This is a genomic window from Pedobacter aquatilis (assembly GCF_032678405.1).
Taxonomy (GTDB): domain Bacteria; phylum Bacteroidota; class Bacteroidia; order Sphingobacteriales; family Sphingobacteriaceae; genus Pedobacter; species Pedobacter aquatilis_A.
Map to the genome: position 1 here is coordinate 233456 of NZ_JAVTSJ010000007.1, position 21058 is coordinate 254513.

18 protein-coding genes are annotated in these 21058 nt (G+C 39.0%); 8 read left to right on the forward strand and 10 right to left on the reverse strand.

Annotation, left to right across the window (positions count from 1 at the left end):
- Positions 1 to 75 precede the first annotated feature (75 nt).
- Together R2R71_RS19020 and R2R71_RS19025 are read right to left on the reverse strand one after the other, a co-directional pair.
- Positions 76 to 1410 (reverse strand): ankyrin repeat domain-containing protein, encoded by a 1335-nt coding sequence (locus R2R71_RS19020; RefSeq protein WP_316832870.1) that lies wholly within the window; start codon positions 1408 to 1410, stop codon positions 76 to 78.
- A 9-nt stretch (positions 1411 to 1419) separates the two neighbouring features.
- Positions 1420 to 2622 (reverse strand): ankyrin repeat domain-containing protein, encoded by a 1203-nt coding sequence (locus tag R2R71_RS19025; RefSeq protein ID WP_316832871.1) that lies wholly within the window; start codon positions 2620 to 2622, stop codon positions 1420 to 1422.
- 371 nt (positions 2623 to 2993) lie between these two features.
- Here R2R71_RS19025 and R2R71_RS19030 point away from each other — a divergent pair, with 371 nt between their 5' ends.
- Positions 2994 to 5213, forward strand: a complete 2220-nt coding sequence (locus tag R2R71_RS19030; RefSeq protein WP_316832872.1) for an NADP-dependent isocitrate dehydrogenase — start codon at positions 2994 to 2996, stop codon at positions 5211 to 5213.
- 919 nt (positions 5214 to 6132) lie between these two features.
- Positions 6133 to 6540 (forward strand): hypothetical protein, encoded by a 408-nt coding sequence (locus tag R2R71_RS19035; protein WP_316832873.1) that lies wholly within the window; start codon positions 6133 to 6135, stop codon positions 6538 to 6540.
- Positions 6541 to 6590: 50 nt separating this feature from the next.
- Here R2R71_RS19035 and R2R71_RS19040 read toward each other — a convergent pair whose 3' ends face one another.
- The 3 genes from R2R71_RS19040 to R2R71_RS19050 all read right to left on the reverse strand — a co-directional run bounded on the left by R2R71_RS19040 (position 6591) and on the right by R2R71_RS19050 (position 10009).
- Complete coding sequence (locus R2R71_RS19040; protein ID WP_316832874.1) at positions 6591 to 8396, reverse strand: DNA polymerase III subunit gamma/tau; 1806 nt, start codon at positions 8394 to 8396, stop codon at positions 6591 to 6593.
- A 176-nt stretch (positions 8397 to 8572) separates the two neighbouring features.
- Entirely contained in the window at positions 8573 to 8887 is a 315-nt protein-coding gene (locus tag R2R71_RS19045; RefSeq protein WP_316832875.1) for a helix-turn-helix domain-containing protein, read from the reverse strand.
- Between the two features lie 249 nt (positions 8888 to 9136).
- Positions 9137 to 10009, reverse strand: a complete 873-nt coding sequence (locus R2R71_RS19050; protein ID WP_316832876.1) for an AraC family transcriptional regulator — start codon at positions 10007 to 10009, stop codon at positions 9137 to 9139.
- Between the two features lie 172 nt (positions 10010 to 10181).
- Here R2R71_RS19050 and R2R71_RS19055 point away from each other — a divergent pair, with 172 nt between their 5' ends.
- The 4 genes from R2R71_RS19055 (at position 10182) to rplI (ending at position 12053) form a co-directional block, all read left to right on the forward strand.
- On the forward strand, positions 10182 to 10775 hold the full coding sequence (locus tag R2R71_RS19055) for a hypothetical protein (protein ID WP_316832877.1): 594 nt from the start codon (positions 10182 to 10184) through the stop codon (positions 10773 to 10775).
- Positions 10776 to 10976: 201 nt separating this feature from the next.
- Positions 10977 to 11333 carry a 30S ribosomal protein S6 gene (gene rpsF, locus R2R71_RS19060; protein ID WP_188412345.1) on the forward strand — a complete coding sequence of 119 codons (357 nt, stop codon included), beginning with the start codon at positions 10977 to 10979 and terminating at the stop codon, positions 11331 to 11333.
- Positions 11333 to 11596 (forward strand): 30S ribosomal protein S18, encoded by a 264-nt coding sequence (gene rpsR, locus R2R71_RS19065; RefSeq protein ID WP_056093004.1) that lies wholly within the window; start codon positions 11333 to 11335, stop codon positions 11594 to 11596. Before rpsF ends, rpsR begins: the two co-directional genes overlap by 1 nt.
- 13 nt (positions 11597 to 11609) lie before the next feature.
- Positions 11610 to 12053 carry a 50S ribosomal protein L9 gene (rplI, locus tag R2R71_RS19070; RefSeq protein WP_316832878.1) on the forward strand — a complete coding sequence of 148 codons (444 nt, stop codon included), beginning with the start codon at positions 11610 to 11612 and terminating at the stop codon, positions 12051 to 12053.
- Between the two features lie 157 nt (positions 12054 to 12210).
- Here rplI and R2R71_RS19075 read toward each other — a convergent pair whose 3' ends face one another.
- Entirely contained in the window at positions 12211 to 12915 is a 705-nt protein-coding gene (locus R2R71_RS19075; protein ID WP_316832879.1) for an SDR family oxidoreductase, read from the reverse strand.
- 220 nt (positions 12916 to 13135) lie between these two features.
- Here R2R71_RS19075 and mtgA point away from each other — a divergent pair, with 220 nt between their 5' ends.
- Complete coding sequence (gene mtgA / locus R2R71_RS19080) at positions 13136 to 13864, forward strand: monofunctional biosynthetic peptidoglycan transglycosylase (RefSeq protein ID WP_316832880.1); 729 nt, start codon at positions 13136 to 13138, stop codon at positions 13862 to 13864.
- A gap of 151 nt (positions 13865 to 14015) precedes the next feature.
- Positions 14016 to 14408, forward strand: a complete 393-nt coding sequence (locus R2R71_RS19085) for a hypothetical protein (protein WP_316832881.1) — start codon at positions 14016 to 14018, stop codon at positions 14406 to 14408.
- A 2-nt stretch (positions 14409 to 14410) separates the two neighbouring features.
- Here the strand turns inward: R2R71_RS19085 and R2R71_RS19090 are convergent, their stop codons facing one another.
- The 4 genes from R2R71_RS19090 to R2R71_RS19105 form a co-directional block, all read right to left on the reverse strand.
- The gene (locus R2R71_RS19090; RefSeq protein ID WP_316832882.1) at positions 14411 to 16603 is read right to left on the reverse strand and encodes a DUF4838 domain-containing protein; all 2193 of its coding nucleotides are present in this window, start codon (positions 16601 to 16603) and stop codon (positions 14411 to 14413) included.
- 63 nt (positions 16604 to 16666) lie between these two features.
- Positions 16667 to 18604 carry a YaiO family outer membrane beta-barrel protein gene (locus tag R2R71_RS19095; protein ID WP_316832883.1) on the reverse strand — a complete coding sequence of 646 codons (1938 nt, stop codon included), beginning with the start codon at positions 18602 to 18604 and terminating at the stop codon, positions 16667 to 16669.
- The gene (locus R2R71_RS19100) at positions 18561 to 20021 is read right to left on the reverse strand and encodes a glycosyltransferase (RefSeq protein WP_316832884.1); all 1461 of its coding nucleotides are present in this window, start codon (positions 20019 to 20021) and stop codon (positions 18561 to 18563) included. Before R2R71_RS19100 ends, R2R71_RS19095 begins: the two co-directional genes overlap by 44 nt.
- Positions 20008 to 21057 (reverse strand): hypothetical protein, encoded by a 1050-nt coding sequence (locus tag R2R71_RS19105; protein WP_316832885.1) that lies wholly within the window; start codon positions 21055 to 21057, stop codon positions 20008 to 20010. Before R2R71_RS19105 ends, R2R71_RS19100 begins: the two co-directional genes overlap by 14 nt.
- Position 21058 lies beyond the last annotated feature (1 nt).

A 21058-nucleotide genomic window follows, 5' to 3' on the forward strand; every position in this document is an offset into this window, starting at 1 on the left:
ATATTGCTTCTTTAGAACACTATAAAACAGAAATATGTTTGTCCTTATCTGCCCTTGCCCTGAAAAATCATTGTCTCAGCTACTCAATATTTTTGTTTTCTCCGCATCAAATTCACCCTGCGATAAAATACCTGCATCAAGGAGTTCTTTCAAATCAAGTAGTGCTTGTTTCTTTGTGCTGATGTCTTGTTGTGGAGCGGTGCTTTGCTGTGCTGTTTCGCTTGTTTTTTGGGCCGATGTAGCCGGACCAAATTTAAGCAGTAGTTCCGTTATTTCGTTAAAGCCTTTAATGTTCGAATAATCGATGGCTTTTTGCTCTTTAACATTTACCATAGCCGGATCTGCAGCATGTTCCAGTAAAAACTTTACGGCGTCCTTTTTGCCGTTGGCTGCTGCATAATGCAGGGCGGTATTTCCGCTTTCATCCTGAATATTAACACTTGCTCCCTTTTCAAGCAGTAATTTGAGCATACTGAGGTGGCCACTTTTGGCGGCAACATGTAACATGCTTTCACCACCGTAATTGTAATCATTGTTGAAAGAAAAGCTGGCAGAAATGGAAATGTTGTTGGCGCTTTCTACCCATTCCAGGTACGAATACATCGAATCGTCATTACCCGAAAGCGGCTTGGCATAATTCACATCTACACCATGCTGCAAAAATAATTCTACAAGCTCTTTCTGATTGTTTGCGCAGGCATACCATATTGGCGATAGCCCGTTTTTTGAGGATACAAAAACATCAGCCCCCTTTTCAACCAGCGATTTCGTGAGCATCCGGTTCCCGTCATAACAGGCTAGGAGCAAAGCCGATTCCCCATTGTGGTTGATATGGTTGATGCTGGCTCCTTGTGCTAAAAGTAAATCAACCATTGCTGTGTTTTTAGAACGTACCGCAAATAGTAAAGGCGAATCACCCTGTTTGTTTGTGGTGTTAATGTTTGCACCCGAATCCAGCAACTTGTTAACTACCTCTTTATTCCGCCAGGCGGCAGCAATAAGTAACGGGGTTTCGGCTTCATTGTTTTCTAAATCAACTTCCAGTCCCTTATCAAGCAACTTTTCCAGGATTTCAATTTGGCCGCTTTGCGCTGTTAAATGTAACAGACTGTTGCCTTTAAGGTCTTTTATAGCTACACGTGCACCTTGGTCTAACAGGTAAAGTGCAGTTTGCTTTTGCTTTTGTAAACACGCGAAATAAAAAGGTGTTTCACCATCGTGATCCTCGTAATCTAAATCGGCACCGCGTGCTATTAAAATCTTAACCAGGTCAAGGTAGCCATGATGGGCTGCATAATGTAAAGCCGTACGGCCTTTTTCATCTGTATAACCTACTTCAACTTCATTGTTTGCCAGTAATAATTCGGCTATTTTCCTTTTGCCGCTTTCGCATGCAATTATAAAAGACATCGACATATTTTAAGATTGTTTCATTAGAAGTTCTACAGTTTTTATTTTAAGGTTATCATCTGAAGCCAGCATGAGCGCCGTTTTATCCGCATCGTTACTTATAGTGGTATCCGCTCCGTTTTCAATTAACAACTTTACTTTGCGATAAGTTTCTTTGGCTTTGTCAGCTTCGTAGTTGACATTAAAACCGCAAACTTTATGCAGCAAGGTATTTCCCTTATCGTCGGTCCGGTTAATTTCTACCAGCCCGCTTTCTAAAACAGCAGCTAAAATTCCGGCCTGTTTCTCGGCAATTATGTCAAGGGCTGTTACTGCTGCACTGTACCAGCTGCTGGCCTGATACAGATCAGCTCCGTCATCAAGCAGTTTTTTAAGAAAACCAATGCCGCTGTCTCTGTCCGACATCATCCGTACATATTCAAATAATAATGTTGTACCGCTTTTGTTTACCTGATCAAAATGTGGTGTAGCTGCATCACGCAAGGCATCGTAAATATTTTCGCTCTGTGCATGGGCTACTGCATAGAAGAACGCAGAATTCCCTTCCCGGTCGGTCTGGTTAGGATCTGCACCCTTTTCAAGCAGGTGTGGAATTAGGTTTTTCTTATTAAACTTAATCGCTGCAATTAAGGGTGTTTCCTGAATGATGTTTCCTTCATTTATATCAAGGCCTTCATTAACAAGAATATCGATATAAGTTTTCAGAAGTTCAGTGGTTTGTTCATCATTTAGGTTGTACCTTCTGAAACTGCTTTTTACCACCTGGTGCAGGTAATTTTCTTCCGCGTTATTTTTGAAGCTTGCAGAACAGCCCGCATCAATGGCCGCTTTAATTATAGCTGAATCTACACCATTTTCGAGCAGATATCCCAGTAAGGTTTTGGCATTTACTTCATCGTTCAGGTTGTCGAAATGTGTAATGAACGCATTAACGAAAACAAGATCCTCTTCATCATTGCCCAGGTTACGCACTATGCTTTGAAAAATGCTTTTATCAAAATTATCCAGTTCGTAAATGTCTGTTTCAATGGTTTTATCCTTTACCATAAGGTTTATGATTTCGTACTGCTTCTCGCGGATAAGGTTGTCGAAAATTGAAGATTTCTGATGGTCTTGCAGGTTTTTGGAGAGTTTTTCGCCTTGCTGTAACAGGCTTTTAGCTTCATCGAATTTACGGGAGTTTAGCTGTTGATCTAAGGTAGGTTCGGTCATTTCAATTAAAGTTTAAAATAGATATGTGAGCTTAAATGCTAAACAAAAGTTTGGCCAAAAAGCGTTCGTCAAATGAAAAATGTGAGATGTTTTAGCAAACAATAATCCAAGGGCTGCTAAAATTTATAACCTGAAAACTGGGCTAATATTACCGGATAACGAATATATTACCCGATTGCTTTATCGCTTTCCTCACAAAATAGCTTTCGGTATAAATAGTTGAAATAAAAGCGCAATCTGTTTTATAAATAACATTACGGTGTTCCTTAATTCAATCGATTCTTTTATCTTTAGGCGATTTTAAAAAAAGGACCGGTTTTAGCCGAAAATCCTATTGTTTCATTAAATAATCAGTAAAAATCAAATAAAATATGTCAAATACATCAAAAATCATCTATACCAAAACAGATGAAGCGCCAATGCTGGCTACTTATTCGTTGTTACCTATTGTGCAGGCTTTTACCGCATCAGCAGGTATTGATGTAGAAACCAGAGATATTTCTTTAGCGGGAAGAATTTTGGCAAACTTTCCGGAGTATTTAAAAGACGATCAGAAAATTGGCGACGCTTTGGCTGAACTTGGAAGCCTGGCGACAACGCCTGAAGCAAACATTATAAAATTACCAAACATTTCGGCTTCAATACCGCAATTGGTTGGTGCAATTACCGAATTACAGGCACAAGGTTTTGCCGTTCCGAACTATCCGGCTAACGCACAAACTGAAGAAGAAAAAGAGATTAAAGCTAAATATGCTAAAGTTTTAGGTTCTGCTGTAAACCCGGTTTTACGCGAAGGTAACTCAGATAGGAGAGCACCGAAAGCGGTTAAGAATTATGCAAAGGCAAACCCGCACTCAATGGGTAAATGGTCGGCAGATTCTAAAACAAAAGTGGCCAGCATGAGCGAAGGCGATTTTTACGGTTCTGAAAAATCGACAACCATCGAAAGTGCTACACAATTTAAAATTGAGTTTGTAGCTGCTGATGGTACCGTTACTGAATTAAAAGGCTTATCGCCTTTAAAAGCAGGAGAGGTGATTGATAGCTCGGCATTGAGCTTATCAGCATTAAAAACCTTCGTTGCCAAAGAAATTCAGGAAGCAAAGGCAGCGGGCGTTTTATTATCGGCGCACTTAAAAGCAACGATGATGAAGGTTTCTGACCCGATTATTTTCGGTGCCATTGTGGAAGTTTACTTTGCTGATGTTTTTGCAAAATATGCTGATCTGTTTGCTTCATTAAATATCGACACCCGTAATGGTTTAGGCGATGTTTATGCAAAAATTGCAGGAAATGAAAAACAGGCAGAAGTTGAAGCGGCTTTAGCACAAGCTATTGAAAACGGACCAGCTTTAGCAATGGTAAACTCTGATAAAGGAATTACTAACCTGCATGTGCCTAGTGATGTAATTGTTGATGCTTCAATGCCGGCAATGATTCGTACTTCAGGCCAGATGTGGAACAAAGAAGGAAAACCTCAGGATACAATTGCATTGATTCCGGATCGTTCTTACGCAGGTGTTTATACCGCAACGATCGACGATTGTAAAGCACACGGCGCTTTTGATGTAACCACAATGGGCTCAGTGCCAAATGTTGGTTTAATGGCACAAAAAGCTGAAGAGTATGGTTCGCACGATAAAACTTTCCAGGCTACAGGTACTGGCATAATCCGCGTTACGGATGCTGACGGTAAAGTTTTCTTCGATCAGAAAGTAGAGCAGGGCGATATTTTCCGCATGTGCCAGACTAAAGATGCACCAATTCAGGATTGGGTAAAACTTGCTGTAAACAGGGCTCGTTTATCAGAAACACCAGCGGTTTTCTGGTTAGATGAAAACAGGGCACACGATAGCCAGATTATTGCTAAAGTGAAAAAGTATTTGGCAGATCACGATACAACAGGATTGGATATTCGTATTCTGGCACCTGTTGAAGCAACTAAATTTACTTTAGATCGTATCCGTAAAGGTGAAGACACCATTTCGGTAACCGGTAACGTATTGCGTGATTACTTAACAGATTTATTCCCGATTTTAGAACTTGGAACTTCTGCTAAAATGCTTTCTATTGTTCCCTTGATGAATGGCGGCGGTTTATTCGAAACCGGTGCTGGTGGTTCTGCCCCTAAACACATCGAACAGTTTATCGAAGAAGGTTACCTGCGTTGGGATTCTCTTGGTGAGTTCTTAGCACTTCAGGCTTCTTTAGAGCATTTATCGCAAACACAAAACAATGCAAAAGCGCAGGTTTTAGCAGATGCTTTAGACGAGGCTAACGCTAAATTCTTAGCTACAGATAAATCTCCGGGTAGAAAACTAGGTACAATCGATAACCGCGGTTCGCATTTCTATTTGGCTTTATATTGGGCTGAAGCATTAGCTGCACAAACTAAAGATGCTGCATTGCAGGCGAAATTCGCTCCATTGGCAAAGGCTTTAAAAGAAAATGAAGCCAAAATCAATGAAGAATTAATCGGTGCGCAGGGTAAACCACAAGAAATTGGTGGTTACTATAACCCAAGCGATGAATTAGCAGGGCAAGCAATGCGCCCTAGCGGAACATTAAATGCCGCTTTGGCAAGTTTATAAGTTTAACTCTTATTTATAACGAAAAGCGTTCTGATGTAAAAATCAGGGCGCTTTTCTTATTTTGATGACCTCATCTCGACTGGCGTGCAACGAAACGGAGAGATCTTTTCAAATAACTATATATTTATTTAAGGCTGCTTTAAAGGATTTCTCCACTACGGTCGAAATGACGTGCAGTTGAAAATCTTCGTAATCTGCGGGAAATCCTATTGCCCCTGAACTTTACAATAAAACAGGTTCACTAATACAATAGAAATGATCTGCAATTAAAAAATCTGCGTTTATCAGCGAAATTTGCGGGAAATTCTATTGCCCCTGAACTTTATAATAAAATAGGTTCACTAATACAATCGAAGTGATGTGCCATTATAAAATCTGCGCTTATCAGCGTAATCTGCGGGAAATTCTATTGCCCCTGAACTTTATAATAAAACAGGTTCACTAATACAATTGAAATGATGTGCCATTAAAAAATCTGCGTAATCAGCGAAATCTGCGGGAAATCCTATTGCCCCTGAACTTTACAATAAAACAGGTTCACTAACACAATCGAAATGATGTGCAATTAAAAAATCTGCGTAATCTTCGTAATCTGCGGGAAATCCTATTGCCCCTGAACTTTACAATAAAACAGGTTCACTAACACAATCGAAATGATGTGCAATTAAAAAATCTGCGTAATCAGCGAAATCTGCGGGAAATTCTTTTGCCCCCTGAACTTTACAATAAAACAGGTTCACTAACACAATCGAAACGATGTGCTATTAAAAAATCTGCGCTTATCAGCGAAATTTGCGGGAGGAATTTCTTGCCCTGCAATAATACCTAAGATTTCGTTTAATAAAACAGCTCACATTCACAAAAACCATCTTCCAATCCATTTGTTATAACACTATAATTAAAAATAGGAGACACCATTATGGCTACCAACGAAAATAAAGGCTCGCAGGATAAAATACACAGCACAACAGAAAACAGCGAAATAAATAAAGAAAACTTATCATACGATAAGCATAAACAAAGTTACGAGCTCGATGTTAAAGGCACAGATAAAGATTATGATCACCCGATGGGATATGAAACGGTAGCCGCCGGCGCCGTTGATGATGATTCTACTTACGACGAGGCGAACCCTTATGTTGGCGATGAATATGCCCGCAATGATGAAATTGCCGAAGATAATTTGGAAGAGCTGGGCATGCATGTAGATAACGGCGAAAGTGTAAAACTAAATCCGGAGGATGAAATCCTTGCCCGCACACCCGAAGATAACCGCGATGATTTGGATGAAGAAGGTTACCCGGTTAATGATATACCCCAAAAATAGTTTCAGTAAATGTTTTCAGTTTTCAGATGAGAACTGAAAACATAATTTTATTAAGGATTAACATCTAAATTAAACCTTCTGCGCAATTCTTCCAGCTTTGGGTTTTTATTTACCAGGTAATCATATTTCTCCCTGTTGCCATATAGCCTGTTTTCTATCTTACGTTCTACCTGTTTGAAAATAATATCAACCGCATAGTTTTGCAATTCATTTCTCAGGTAGTTCATCAGTTCAACTGATTCCTGGGTAATTAATTGTTCCTGCGTTTTACTTTCAACCGAGATTTCTATTAAAATAGGGCTAACCAGTGTTGGCGCAAAATTATTGAGGATGGTATAAAGGTTAATTCTATCCGTCGATTTCAGGATCTGGATGTAACCGTTCCAGACTTCCAGAAGCCTGTCGTAACTAAAAGTTTCCCTGGCCTCGCCCGTAGCTTTCTTTGGTCCTGAATCTTCTTCCCCATTAGCAAGACGCTCCAGATCGTTTAACGATGGGATAAGTGTACTGGCCGGATTCTTTTTGGGGATATTAATACTGATCGAAGTTGCCGATGGAACAGGGGCGACCCTTGGTAAATCCTTAGGCTTATCTTCTGCAGGCGATGGAACAGGTATTTGACTAATCGGTTGTGGAACTTCGCTTTCCGCTTTCCGTTCTCTGCTTTCCGCTTTTTCAGCTACGACATTAGTTTTTTTTTTATCCTGATCTGCGTCAGTTGCTGTGTTATTAAGGTTTAAAGGCTGTTGGGCTAGGTTTACTACCGACCGTATGTGGCACATCTTAATCAGCGCCAGCTCTACCTGCAAACGTTGATTTTTGGAATTCTTATAGTTTAGATCGCAACTATTCGCCAGGTTTAAGGCCGTAAGCAAAAACGACAGTTCGGTTTGGCGGCATTGCTCCAGGTATTTCTGTTTAATGTTTTCGCTAACCTCTAAAAGCTTTATCGTTGCGGCATCTTTACCAACCAGCAGGTTCCGGAAATGTGAAGCTAAGCCATTGATGAAATTATTTCCGTCAAAACCATTGTTCAGGATCTCATCAAACAAAAGCAAGGTATTACTTACATCAGCTGCGGTTAAATAACCCGTAAGCTTGAAAAAGTAGTCGTAATCTAAAATGTTAAGGTTGTCGATTACGGCCTTGTAAGTGATATTCTTATTGGCATAACTGGCAATCTGGTCAAACATCGAAAGCGCATCACGTAAACCACCATCGGCCTTTTGGGCAATAATATGCAACCCATCCGGTTCAAAGGCAATCTGCTCACGCTGTGCAATAGTAGCCAGGTGACCTGAAATATCTTCAACCTGAATACGATTGAAATCAAAAATCTGACAACGCGATAAAATGGTCGGCAGGATTTTATGCTTTTCGGTTGTGGCAAGAATAAAAATCGCGTACGATGGTGGTTCCTCAAGTGTTTTCAGAAAGGCGTTAAACGCACTTTGCGACAACATGTGAACCTCATCAATAATATAGATTTTATATTTTCCGGCTTGTGGCGGTATTCTAACCTGCTCAATCAGGCTGCGGATATCATCAACAGAGTTGTTTGATGCCGCATCCAATTCGTGAATGTTGAAAGAATGACCTGTTTGAAAAGAAACACAGTTCTCGCATTGTCCGCAGGCTTCCATCTCAGCCGTAGGATTTGTACAGTTGATTGTTTTGGCCAGGATACGGGCACAGGTAGTTTTACCAACCCCACGCGGACCGCAGAACAAAAAGGCCTGCGCCAGCTGGTTGTTTTTAATGGCGTTTTTTAATGTGCCGGTAATGTGCTGCTGACCAACAACGGTTTCGAACGTTGCCGGGCGGTACTTACGGGCTGAAACAATAAAATTTTCCATCGGCACGAAAATAGGAATTTTTTGTTGAGTTGGTAGGTTGTAAAGCCGGAATGTTGAAAAGTTGGTTATCCGCTTTGCCTAACATGTTTACCGTTGTTCGTTTAATGTTTTCAATTATTAAATTTGATTAAACAACTAAGCATCTAAACAATTTTGCCTAAACCCTAAACCCTTATCTACTTAATCACCGCTTTCAATTCCTGCCGGTACTGCGAAGCACTTTTACCCGTAAATTCTTTAAACAGCTTATTAAAATGGCTGAAATTATTAAAACCGCTTTCAAAACAGATATTGGCAATACTGATCGGTTTTTCAGCCAATAGCTTGGAGGCATGTACAATACGGTATTCATTTACAAACCGCGTAAAGGTTTTCTTGGTTATCTTTTTAAAATAGCGGCAGAACGAAGGAACCGTCATGCTTGCCATCTCTGCAACATGTTCTAAGCTGATTTCCTCCAGAAAATGATCTTTAGCATTATCAAACTGCAATGGTCAATTAATATACTCGCCTTGCTAAGCCTTAGTACTAAATCTCCGTTTCACTTAAAACCGGCCTAATAAATTTTTGGGGATCCACTGCTTAAGCCGAAGTAGAAACTTAAATACAAAAATTTTCAGCCGGCAATTTATTAATTAGCTTTTATTATTTTCTTAAAGGCATTAATGAGCTCGCAAATGCTCGGTTTTGTTTCTTTTTGTTGTCAAAAAGAAAAAGCCTGTCTGGCTAAGACAAAAAAATTACTTAATCACCGCTTTCAATTCCTGCCGGTACTGCGAAGCACTTTTACCCGTAAATTCTTTAAACAGCTTATTAAAATGACTGAAATTATTAAAACCGCTTTCAAAACAAATATTGGCAATACTGATCGGTTTTTCAGCCAATAGCTTGGAGGCGTGTACAATACGGTACTCATTTACAAACCGCGTAAAGGTTTTCTTGGTTATCTTTTTAAAATAGCGGCAGAACGAAGGAACCGTCATGCTTGCCATCTCTGCAACATGTTCCAAGCTGATTTCCTCCAGGAAATGATCTTTAACATAATTAAAAATCATGTTGATCCGGTCGTTATCCTGAACCTGCATTTCAAGCGAGAAGTTTTGTGCATTAAGTAGTTTATAATCAGAGGCCTGCTCTAACTCCCGCAAAACACCCAATAAGGCCAGTAGTTTTTCCAGGGGCCAGGCATTATGCATTTTTTCCAATGCCGGGCCAACAAGCTTCATGGTGTCTTTACCAAAGGCAATCCCATATTTGGCCTTTTCAAATAAATTCGCAATCCCCCTGGTTTCTTTAAGCGCTAAAAATTCCGCACCTAAAAAGTCGGGCTTCATTTGGATAACCACCTCTGTTTTATTTCCGGTATGGGTATCGGTAAAACCACAGTGTGGCAGGTTGCTGCCAATTAAAATTAAATCGCCGTCGGTATAATAGGAAACGTGGCTGCCGATTTGGCGTTTGCCGGCACCGCCATTTACAAATACCATTTCAATCTCCGGATGATAGTGCCACACGTGTGCCTTATTGTTCTCGTTTTCGGTATACTTTGAATAGTAAAACGAACTCCCGAAAGAGGGCTCTACAATTTCGAAACTGGGCTTTATTTTTTTCATTTTCTATTCAAAATTACCTTTAAAAATATACTTTATTGTTTGTTTAATATCATAATCAGATTTTTGAGGGTAAAATAGCATATATATTGGAAAATATGCAATCAACTATGTGTATTAAACTGTAGTAATTTAGCATCATCAAATAATTAGCAACCCTATAAAATTATTGATTATGAAAAATCTATTAAAAATCAGCCTGATTGCAGCAACAATGTTTACTGCTTCTGCAACATATGCAAACGACGATGTATACACCTTAAATGTTAAAGGTGATGATAGCAAAACCATCCGTTTTACTATTGATGAAGCATCTGATATCAATTTATCAATTAGAGAATTAAATAGCCAGATCGTTTTCGAAGAAAGCATTCATTCAACAGGAGCTTCGGCAAAAAGTTACGATTTAAGTGCATTACCTGATGGTGAGTACACTTTAAATGTTGCTTCAGACGTACAGTTTTCGGAATATAAAATTGTAATTGCAAACAATAAAGCTGTGGTATCAACACCAAAGGTAACACCTGTTTTAAAACCGGTATTTACACAAGAAAAATCCATCGTTACACTTTCGTTGAATAATACTGATAAAGGACCAATTGAAGTTCAGGTGTTAAACGAATACAATGATGAGCTTTACAGTGAAACTTTTACTGATCAGTCAAAACTGGTAAAGAAATTCAATACAGGAAGAGCTTATGGTAAAGAATTAACTTTCGTTGTTAAATCTAAAAACCAGGAAGTTTTAAAAACTATCGCAATTCGCTAATTCAGTTAAATATTAAATTGATTAAGGCCATCTGAAAAGATGGCCTTTTTTGTGGCTTATAGTGTGTTTGTATAATCCCGCTGGTAATTAGTTAATTAACATCAAACTTTTTCTGATTAAGGGTTTGATTTTAAGAAATATATTATTACTTTTGCATCCCCGTAATATACCTCGGGATTAAAAAAATAAATTTATATAACAATGAATCAGTACGAAACTGTTATCGTTCTAACCCCGTTGTTATCAGAAGAAGTTGCGAAAGAAGCATTAGCTAAATTCAAAGCTATTCTTACTGATGGCGGTGCCGAAATTGTCCACGAAGACAATTGGGGTTTGAGAAAATTAGCGTATCCGATCGCTAAAAAATCTAACGGATTTTTCAATTTAACCGAGTATAGTGCTCCGGGCGACTTGATTGCTAAATTAGAATTACAATTAAAACGTGATGAGCGTGTGCTACGTTTCTTAACCATCAGGTTAGATAAACATGCAGTTGCTTATAACGCTAAAAAACGCAGCGGTGCGTTCAACAAAAAAACTAAGGAGGTTGCAGCGTAATGGCAAGAGAACAAATTCAATACGTTACTGCCCCTAAAGTAGAGGATAACCGTAAAAAATATTGCCGTTTCAGAAAAAACGGTATTAAATACATTGATTACAAAGACGCAAACTTTTTGTTAAAATTCATTAACGATCAAGGTAAATTATTACCACGCCGTTTAACTGGTACTTCGTTAAAATTTCAACGTAAAGTGGCTCAGGCTGTTAAACGTGCTCGTCACATCGGTTTGTTACCATTCGTTGCAGATCAATTAAAATAGGAGGCTCAGAAATATGGAAATTATTTTAAAACAAGATATTAAAGGCCTTGGTGAGAAAGATGATGTAGTTACTGTAAAGCCAGGTTTCGGCCGTAACTATTTAATCCCTCAAGGATTTGCTGCTTTGGCTACTGCTTCTGCTAAAAAAGTTTTAGCTGAGAACTTAAAACAAGCTGCATTTAAACAAGATAAAATTAAGAAAGATGCTGAAGGTATTGCTGAGCGTTTAACTGAAGTTAAACTTTCTATCGGTGCTAAAGCTGGCGAAAGCGGAAAAATCTTCGGAGCGGTTAACACCATCCAGATTGCTGAAGCATTAAAAGCACAAGGCTTTGATGTTGACCGTCGTCGTATTACTTTCGAAACTGAACCAAAATTTGTTGGTGATTATATCGCTAACTTAAACTTACACAAAGAAGTTAAAGTTCAGGTTCCTTTTGAAGTAGTTGCTGAATAAGCATTCTTATAAGAATCATAAAAAAAGTCCTTTCATTAATTTGAAAGGACTTTTTTTATGATGTAAAATGTAATGATGTAAGATGGATGATGGAAAAGTACATCATTGAGTCTACATTTTCCATCTTACATTCCCCATCTTCCATCATCCATCTTTTCTACCCCTTAGGTGTAGTTGGTCTTATCTCTATTTTACTTGGGAGTGTTCTGGCTGGCATGGCAAGCAAATCAACCACTAATTTACCCATGTCTTCAGGTTGTATTTTCCATGCATCTGCTTCAGCATCAGGATGATGCTCGTTAAAATGACTGGCAACCGATCCCGGCATAATGGTACTTACCCTCACGCCATATTTTCTTAAATCAAGCATCACCGATTGGGTAAAGCCGGTAAGGCCAAATTTACTGGCATTATAAGCTGAACCACCGGCAAAGAAATTGGTGCCCGCCAAGCTGGAAATGGTGATGATGGTGCCCTTTACCCGTTTAATTTCTTCAACAGATGCCTTTATGCTGTAAAATACACCGGTTAAATTGGTATCGATAATTTCATTCCAGTGTGTTACATCAAACTCATCAATTGGTGCAAAATAACCAACACCCGCATTGGCAATCAATACATCCAACTGTCCCCATTTTTCAATGATAAGGTTTATGGCATCCTGCTGCGATTTGAAATCTTTAACATCGGCTTCAATAGCCAGTACATCGCCAAACGAAACCAGGCTGGCTGCAGCACTGTTCGCCGCGTCAATTGTTCTGCTCGTAATGGCAACTTTATAACCGTCTTTTAATAAGGCTTCGGCAATGCCATAACCTATTCCTTTACTTCCTCCTGTGATCAGGGCTACTTTAATGCTCATGATTTGTTCTTTTTGATTCAACACTTCGAAGCACAAATATGTTTAACTCAAACCTTATTTTAGTTTTATAATTGTAATTGTTTTCATTTGATTTTTGTGTGAAGCGTTTTTGATTATGGCGTTATAGTAGGTTTAGCGCATAAGGATGGAGACTGGCTTTAGCCAGTAAACCATTTTTAAAACAGAATTCAGGTTTTTAAGATTTTATTAACTTTGCTACATGGCGAAATCCCGGAAATCAAGAAGTAAAACTAAATCGAGGCATCCTTTATTGAAAAAGGTAATAGATATTGCCACAAAGGTATTTATCTACTTTCTGTTGGTATCAGTTCTATGGGTAATTGCCTATCGCTTTATCAATCCGCCAATTACATTGTTAATGGTTTTGCGGAATATCGAACGCAAGACTGATGGTAAACCATTTAAGACTGAAAAAAAGTGGGTTAAGTTTGAAGAGATTTCTGACAACATGAAACGGGCTGCTGTATCTGCTGAAGACCAGTTGTTCTTAAAACACCTGGGTTTCGATTTCAAATCCATAGAAAAAGCTTTTGCCAATAATGCTAAGGGGAAAAAGGTAAAGGGCGGAAGCACCATTTCACAACAAACGGCGAAAAACGTTTTCTTATGGCCGGGACGCTCCTGGATTAGAAAAGGCTTTGAAGCATACTTTACCCTTTTGATTGAATTGTTCTGGAGTAAAGAGCGTATCCTTGAAGTGTATTTAAATGTAATTGAAATGGGAGATGGGATTTATGGTGCAGAGGCTGCCGCTCAGGAATATTATGGTAAATCCTGTACTAACCTAAGCAGAAACCAGGCTGCCTTAATCGCCTCCTGTTTTCCGAATCCCCGCCGCTGGACACCTAAAAATGCTACACCTTACATCAGGCACCGCCAGTATCTTATTTTAAAGAATATGAGGAGATTAGGTCCGCTTGATTTTTAATCTGTTATACATTTCCGGATTTATTTTGGGTTTTGCCTCCACATTAGAGACTGTTTGTGTAAGAAAATGCGGCGCTTCGTGTAAAATAAATGTTATAAAGTACTAAAAGCAGTATCTTTGTTTCATTAATTTTCGCAGCACTAAGGCTTCAATGACAACTTATAATTCATTCATTAAACTGGTTTCTCAGGAAGAAACTGCACCAGAAAACCCAATCTGTTTTTACCTAAGGATGGAACTGGCCCTTTATAAGTTGCAGCTTTGCCGTAGTTTGTTGCATTTTGGATCTCTTAAATCAGCCTATCAGGCTAAATTTCAGGCTTTAACAAATTACGTTATCCTGAGTGCAGAGAAAATGCAGCAGAAGCTTTGTTTAACGATAACTGCTGAGGATCAGCATCTTTTAAATATTATCCTCTCAGATATTCAGCATTGCGATGATGATAAGGACATTCTTGATGGTCTGATAGCTCAGCTGAACCTTATCTTCGTACAATATCAGCCGGAAAAAGCAGATAATATCATTAATTTTCTTTCAGCTTAATATTAGTAAACTTCCAGCTCATCGCAGAATAACCAGGGTTTACGGTTCGGATAATCCCGCCATTCCGGTAGTTTTTTCAGGTTTTCAGCTTTAATTTTTATAAAACGTGCTGTTGCGATCCCTTTTATATCAATGCTAATCCGGTGGGTTTCTTTCTCGTAGTTTTCTTCAGGTAATGACTGGACAGATTCATTTAAGTTCCCAAATGCAATGTTATCTTTTGAAAAGGAAACAGAAATTTTAACCGGTAAAAAGGCCCAGTGTCGCTGGTCTTCCAAAAAGCCGGCTGTAATTTTTTTAATGGCTTGTTCTTTTCCTAAATCGATTACTACTTCCATATCATTTCCAAGCCAGCCTAAATAGTTGTACTGAAAATTGTTATAGCCCCTGGAGCCATCCGTTAAGGTACGTGAACCTTTTGCAGGATAGTCGTTGTTAAATGCACTTATTGTCTTTACTGTTTTTCCAACAGCCAGGTGTAAGGCGGGACCTTCCATAAAAGTTTTTTTCCATTCCGATGCATAGGTTTCAAGGCTAAGGCCATCTTCACTCAGCTGCTTTACACCGTTCGCATTGGCCATTTCGATAAACCTGTTTATTTTTCTTTCGATACCCGGATTTATACGCCAGTTTTTACCGTCCGTCGAGAAAATACCATGCCGCTCAAGTCCATAAAAGCGGGCTTGCTGTAAAACGGCATACTCGAGTGCCAGGCGCTCTGCTACCACATACTCGTGTTGAGGATGCACATTTGAAACGGCCAATTCTGCCGCATCAAGCGTACTGCTATATTGATCGATGTTTTCAGGACTAAGCCAGCTATTCCATTCATTTACCGGATCTCCATAAATATCCAGTACCCTGTTCGATTTGGCCAGCGAAGCTTCCATATCCCCGTTGTATTTTTTTAGCAGTGGCGTAGCCTTACCATAGTAAGCCTGCATAAATTCATCCCTTTCTTTAGACAAATTAGCAGCCGGATTCCAGGATGCTTTCACTAAAAGATAAGATTTTAGTGATGAAAACTCACCTAAATTATTTTCTGTTCCCTGAATAAAAATCCCCGACACCTTATACTGATCAAAATAATTCATATTGGCAGCAAGCGTGTTCAGGTTTGGGAAAGGACTTAGGTAATTGGTAAATTGTACAACGTAATCCCATATCATTAACTGCCCTGTTAATTTTGCCCATCCCTGCAAGTCATTTCTGAAACCATTGGCAGCCGGATTACTTGCAATTGGTTTTGCCCGGTCAACATCAATAGTAGAAAGCATAATGCTTACGTTGTCCGCTGGCTTTATTCCTTTAGGCGGGTGTTTGGTATAAAGATAAGCCAGCGTAGAAATTGTTTTATCAGGAAAATTAGCGGCAACCTTGTTTACAAAGCTGATTAATGAACCTTGTGGGCCGCCGAATTTTAAATCGGTGGCACTACATTTATCACAGGTGCAAAATCCAAAACCATCATTCTGACTAACCGACCAGTATTTTTTTTCAGGATGTGCCGCAATCAGCTCTTTTAAGTTTTTAACCAGGATTCGGTACACGTCCGGATTACTCAGGCATAACTGCGTGGCCTTTCTTTCGCCATTTACTAAGGCAAAATATTCGGGATGTTCATCAAAATAGGTTTTGGCTGGTACCAGTTTATCAAAAGTATGCCCCCATAAACCCCATTCATCTTCCAGCAGCTGTAGCTTATGCCAGTCACGGTATTCTTCATCATACTGATCGGGGTAATATACTTGCCTGAAAGCTAGCTTAGCGTGCTGTACATCATTAATGTTATTAATTTTGATGTTGCTGCTTTTTGGGATAAAATTGACTTTGGCACTAAACTTTCTGCACCCAAGATATTCATCAAGAAAATGATAAACGCCATAAAGTGTCGACTTCCCGTTTTCACCCCAAATCAATAGTTTTTTATCGGCAGTTTTAATTATAAAATCGTCGTTCACCAGTTTTTCTGTGCTGTTTGTCCGGTTGGTTTTTCCGATACAAATCTCTAAAGGCTGTTCAGGTGTACGGTCGGTTATAATCTCAACTGTTGCATTCGATATTTCGCTAATATATTGTTTTAGTACCGATGCAGCTCTGTTTTCTACTGCACTTGCCGCCGAAGGGACAACAATTTTATAAGCCGATTTTGAATCCTGTACCAGGTTAAGCTGGGCATGCGCATTCTTTAACATACAAAACGTAATTAATAACAGAAATAAACCGGTTTTAAAATGCTGGGGAATCATCATCAGGGATTAAAATTTGTGTTGAAAGGAAATCTGTGCATCAAATTCATTTCTTTTCCTGCCCGGAACATATTCCTGATTGTTCCAGGTGCCAAAAAGGCCAACAATATTTCGTTTCCATAAAGTGCGCTGATAACCCAAAGTAAACCTTACCGATTGGAGATTTAACCTTTCGGTAATTTCAAAATTTCTACCACGGTCGTCGGGAGAGAATCCATAGCCGGCAATGGCCGTAAAATAATCATCAGGAGATCCGTTAATCAAGTATCTTCCAGATAAAATATACGAACCCGCAACTTTTTCTCCGTTTGGGGTAATAAAAGTTTTTCCGTTTAACCAGAAGTTACCAAAATACTTGCCTAAACCTGCAGTTATGCTGTAGTAATTTAGGTAACTGTTTAAATAACGTACACCCATTTCTGCCTCCCAACTATTGTTAAAGGGGAGAAAATAAGAATAGCCAAATTTAAATCTCGGAAAGATTAATGCATTCGAATAAGCAAGGTTGATGTATGAATATCCTGTGTTATGCTTAGGGTAGGCTTCAACTTCAAACTGGTAACCTTTGGCATCACGTCTGTCAGCATAATTTAACCTTGCCACTAAAGCACCACCTTCTTCCGAACGCATATACCAGGCACTATAGAGATTCCATGGTTTTCTGCCTTGCTGGTCAAAGGCTGTGATTCCATAATTTAAGCCTATTCTGTTTTGCCTGGTTAACAGAAAAAGATCATTATTTATTGTTCTTATTTTTTCACTTTCAGGATATTGCGCTGCCAGTGATTTCGAATACTGATAAGCCGTTTTTTTATCCTCCGAATCTTGAAGGATGCCTAACTTTTTCAATTGAATTGATTCTTTGTCTGCATAATACTGCTGGCCCTCATCAATTAATAGCAATGCATTATTTCGCTCGCCTTTTGCTACAGAAAGGTTGATGAGCTGATTTCTTGAAAAAGTATCAGCCGGATATGCTTTTAAAACACTTCGATAACTTTTGCTGGCATTTAGTGTATCTTTTTGCTCCAGGTCTTTTTTTGCACTGCTAAAATGGATATCCCGATATAAGGACGCCACTTTTTCATCATTCGGATTTTGATTTTTCAACTGCTCTGCCAGAATTTGCGCTTCAGCAAAACGATTCATGCTGCTTAATAAATCAGCCTTCCTCATTGCAATAGAAGTGTTCCCGCTACGCTCGAGTAAAGTAGCATAGCTTAGGGCCTTTTCTTTATCGCCCCTTTGAATTTCAAGATTGTAAAGGGCTTCCAGGCTTTCCTGATCTGTTGGTCGCAGGGCTAGTATTTTTTCATATTCCGCTACTGCTGCTGGCAAATCTTTATTGTCACGATAGTATTTTGCTGCTATGGTATGCGAATCGATATACAAATTTTTAACATCCTGATCTGCAGGGAATTTTTCGTAAAGATTTGCTAATGCAGGCGCTCCATTTGTAAAATCCTTTATCTGGTAAAGCATAGCAATCCTTTTTTGCTGCATACTTTTATCATCAGGGAAATATTTTAGGTAAGCTTGAGCATACGAAATGGCTTTTGGCAAATTGTTTTGCTCATAGTATAGGTTAAGGAGATAATTTAAAGCATCTTTCTGGCCTGGCTTGGTACGCAGTACCTCATTAAGCGTTTTAGCCGCGGCCTCATTTTGATTAGTTAAAATGTATAGCCTGCCCAATAAAAGTTTAATATCAACATAACCCGGGCTCAGGGCCAGGCCTTTTTTGGCCAGTTGAATTGCCTTAACATAGTTCTTAGAGATATTGGTTTCTTTAACTGCCTGTTTCAAAAGTTCATCGGATGATACTTTCTGGGCAAGTGCAAATCTGCTGAACAGGCACATAAATAATATGAGCCCGATCGTTTTAATTCTTGATCTGTACATATTATAATTTCCGTTGTTCGTAATCTGATATTTTACTTTTTTCATTTTTGAAACCATTTCTGGTCATAATTCCCCAATCTAATTTCCGCCCGGTTAAGAAAAACCAGTTGCCGCGTATGGAAAAAAATAATACTAAAGGGTGGTAAACAAATGGCTCAACAATTGCAGCCAGGCATAGTTTCAGTACCTCAGATTTTTTCTGGTATTTCATGCCCGATATTTCATCCCATAACACAGAAATAATTGTGATCATCACTGAGAAGGAATAAATAAATATCAGCAGAAGTATGGCGTATTGCCAGGTAATTTGCCCGGTTACAATGATGTAGATATAATAGATAATACCACCAAATTCGATAATAGGGGCAAGCCATTCGAAAAACACCCAATATGGGAATGATATTAAACCAAATACTTTATACTTGGGGTTTAAGAATACTTTTTTATGAAACCATAGGGTTTGTGCCAGCCCTTTTGTCCATCGCGTTCTTTGCTGCGAAAAAACACTCAGCGTTGATGGTACTTCGGTATAGCATAAAGACTCGGGAATGTACCTGACCTTATATTTCTGTTTCTGATCATCCATGTAAACGCGCATCCGGGTTACCAGTTCTAAATCTTCGCCAAAAGATTCATGGCTGTAACCACCGGCTTTAAGTACTATTTCTTTGTCAAAAAGACCTAAACCGCCCGATACCAGCATAAGGCCATTGATTTTTGACCAGGCCATTCTACCCATTAAAAAAGCCCTGATGTATTTCAGCTCCTGAAAAAGTGGTAAAAACTGCTTTGGTACTTTAACTTTCTTCAGAAAACCATTCTCCACTTCACAGGAATTACTGATTCTGATAACTGCACCCGTAGCAATTACCCTCGTCTTTTCCTCAACAAAAGGTTTTACCATTTTGAGCAATGTATCTTTGTGAAGGATACAATCCATGTCAGTGCATAGAAATAGTGGATAAGTTGCAGCATTTATACCTGCATTTGAGGCATCAGCTTTGCTTTTACCATTCTCTTTATCAATGACCATTAATTTGGCATAAACCGGGTTTGTAGATTTATAAATAGTTTTTACCGGCTGCGTTACAATTTCCTCATGATAAGCAAAACTTACCGGAACCAGTTCATACTCATCAATAAGCTGTTGAAGCGAATCGTCGGTACTTCCATCATTAATAATAATGACTTCGAATTTCGGATAGTTAAGTGATAACAGGGTGTGCACGCCCGTCCTGATAATTTCGCCTTCATTGTAGGCAGGAGCAATTACCGTTATGCCGGGTGTAAACTGCGATGCCAGCAATGAATCGTAACTGATAAAGCTGTTTTTTCGGCTATACTTAATGATTTCGCTGATACTAAAGATAATCAGCGTTAAATAAGTAGCCATTACCAGCAAGCCATAGTAAAAAATACCATGTTCAAAGGTGAATCTGATGCCCTCTTTAATGTATTCCATGCAGTTTAATTAAAGGGTCTTCGAAATGTTTAATCATTGCTTTTTGTTCTTCATCAAGGTTGTTAAGGCTTTCGAGAATACGATCTCTTATGGCTACCGGGTGCGACATGATTGCTGCTGCCGCACTTTTTAAAATGGTGTAGTGGTCGGCCTTTAAGAACTTATCACTTAGAAAACTTAACGCCTTCCCACTAGCAATACCTCCAATGGCTAAAAGAATCTGCGATTTGTTTTTATTATGCTCAGTTGGATAGATCGAAATAAGCTTTTGCTCGGCATCTTCGGCATCAAGTTCACCTAAAGCACAAATTGCCTGATTCCTGATCGTTTCATCGCTGTTATCTAATAGACGCATCAGCTCAGGTATAGCATCAAACTGCTTATAATACAATAATAACTTGATGGAAAGCTGTATAATGCTTTTATTATTGACTTTCAAAAACGATCCGAATTCAGGTACTTCTCTATGTTCCGTTTTGGTTACGGCATCGAAAAGTACGATCTGGTGCCAGCTGCTCAAAGCTTCCTGTTCTTCCTCCAGAAAAGCAAACGATTGGGGTGTTTGGAGTTTAATCAATGCTGCATAGGCTTCAACCCTTACATCCAGATTACCGCTGTTTAACAGGGGAATAATGTAGTGCTCAGCATCATTGTAATTTATATCCTGCAATTCTTTAAGCCCCTGGGCCTTAGTGAACCAGAACCGGCTTTTTAACTTGTTAATCGTTAGCTCATTAAGTCTTAGCCTGAAATAAGTAGCAGTAATCAGGCTTGAAATATTACCTGTTAAATTATGCTTGAAATAGATAAACAACCTGATCATTACTTGTCTGAAAACAGGGTTTTCATTCCTAATGCCTTCAAGGTTTTTAACGGTAGTGTTCAGCTCGCTTTCAGGTATATCTTCTGAGGAATCGTACATTAAAATATGCTCGTTTAATTCGTCAAGAATAATGGCTTCAGCCGAGTGTGCAGCTTTAAGCTGCTGCTGTTTTATTATCCTGTTGAAAAAAATAAAAGCCAGTGTAAATAACACT

Bases quoted from the DNA above. Each gene is read 5' to 3' on its own strand.
- R2R71_RS19025 (WP_316832871.1), bottom strand. From the start codon at position 2,622: ATGACCGAACCTACCTTAGATCAACAGCTAAACTCCCGTAAATTCGAT.
- R2R71_RS19100 (WP_316832884.1), bottom strand. From the start codon at position 20,021: ATGGAATACATTAAAGAGGGCATCAGATTCACCTTTGAACATGGTATT.
- R2R71_RS19090 (WP_316832882.1), bottom strand. From the start codon at position 16,603: ATGTTAAAGAATGCGCATGCCCAGCTTAACCTGGTACAGGATTCAAAA.
- R2R71_RS19075 (WP_316832879.1), bottom strand. From the start codon at position 12,915: ATGAGCATTAAAGTAGCCCTGATCACAGGAGGAAGTAAAGGAATAGGT.
- R2R71_RS19055 (WP_316832877.1), top strand. From the start codon at position 10,182: ATGAAAAATCTATTAAAAATCAGCCTGATTGCAGCAACAATGTTTACT.
- R2R71_RS19050 (WP_316832876.1), bottom strand. From the start codon at position 10,009: ATGAAAAAAATAAAGCCCAGTTTCGAAATTGTAGAGCCCTCTTTCGGG.
- rplI (WP_316832878.1), top strand. From the start codon at position 11,610: ATGGAAATTATTTTAAAACAAGATATTAAAGGCCTTGGTGAGAAAGAT.
- R2R71_RS19020 (WP_316832870.1), bottom strand. From the start codon at position 1,410: ATGTCTTTTATAATTGCATGCGAAAGCGGCAAAAGGAAAATAGCCGAA.
- R2R71_RS19095 (WP_316832883.1), bottom strand. From the start codon at position 18,604: ATGAAAAAAGTAAAATATCAGATTACGAACAACGGAAATTATAATATG.
- R2R71_RS19030 (WP_316832872.1), top strand. From the start codon at position 2,994: ATGTCAAATACATCAAAAATCATCTATACCAAAACAGATGAAGCGCCA.
- R2R71_RS19085 (WP_316832881.1), top strand. From the start codon at position 14,016: ATGACAACTTATAATTCATTCATTAAACTGGTTTCTCAGGAAGAAACT.
- R2R71_RS19035 (WP_316832873.1), top strand. From the start codon at position 6,133: ATGGCTACCAACGAAAATAAAGGCTCGCAGGATAAAATACACAGCACA.
- rpsF (WP_188412345.1), top strand. From the start codon at position 10,977: ATGAATCAGTACGAAACTGTTATCGTTCTAACCCCGTTGTTATCAGAA.
- rpsR (WP_056093004.1), top strand. From the start codon at position 11,333: ATGGCAAGAGAACAAATTCAATACGTTACTGCCCCTAAAGTAGAGGAT.
- mtgA (WP_316832880.1), top strand. From the start codon at position 13,136: ATGGCGAAATCCCGGAAATCAAGAAGTAAAACTAAATCGAGGCATCCT.
- R2R71_RS19040 (WP_316832874.1), bottom strand. From the start codon at position 8,396: ATGGAAAATTTTATTGTTTCAGCCCGTAAGTACCGCCCGGCAACGTTC.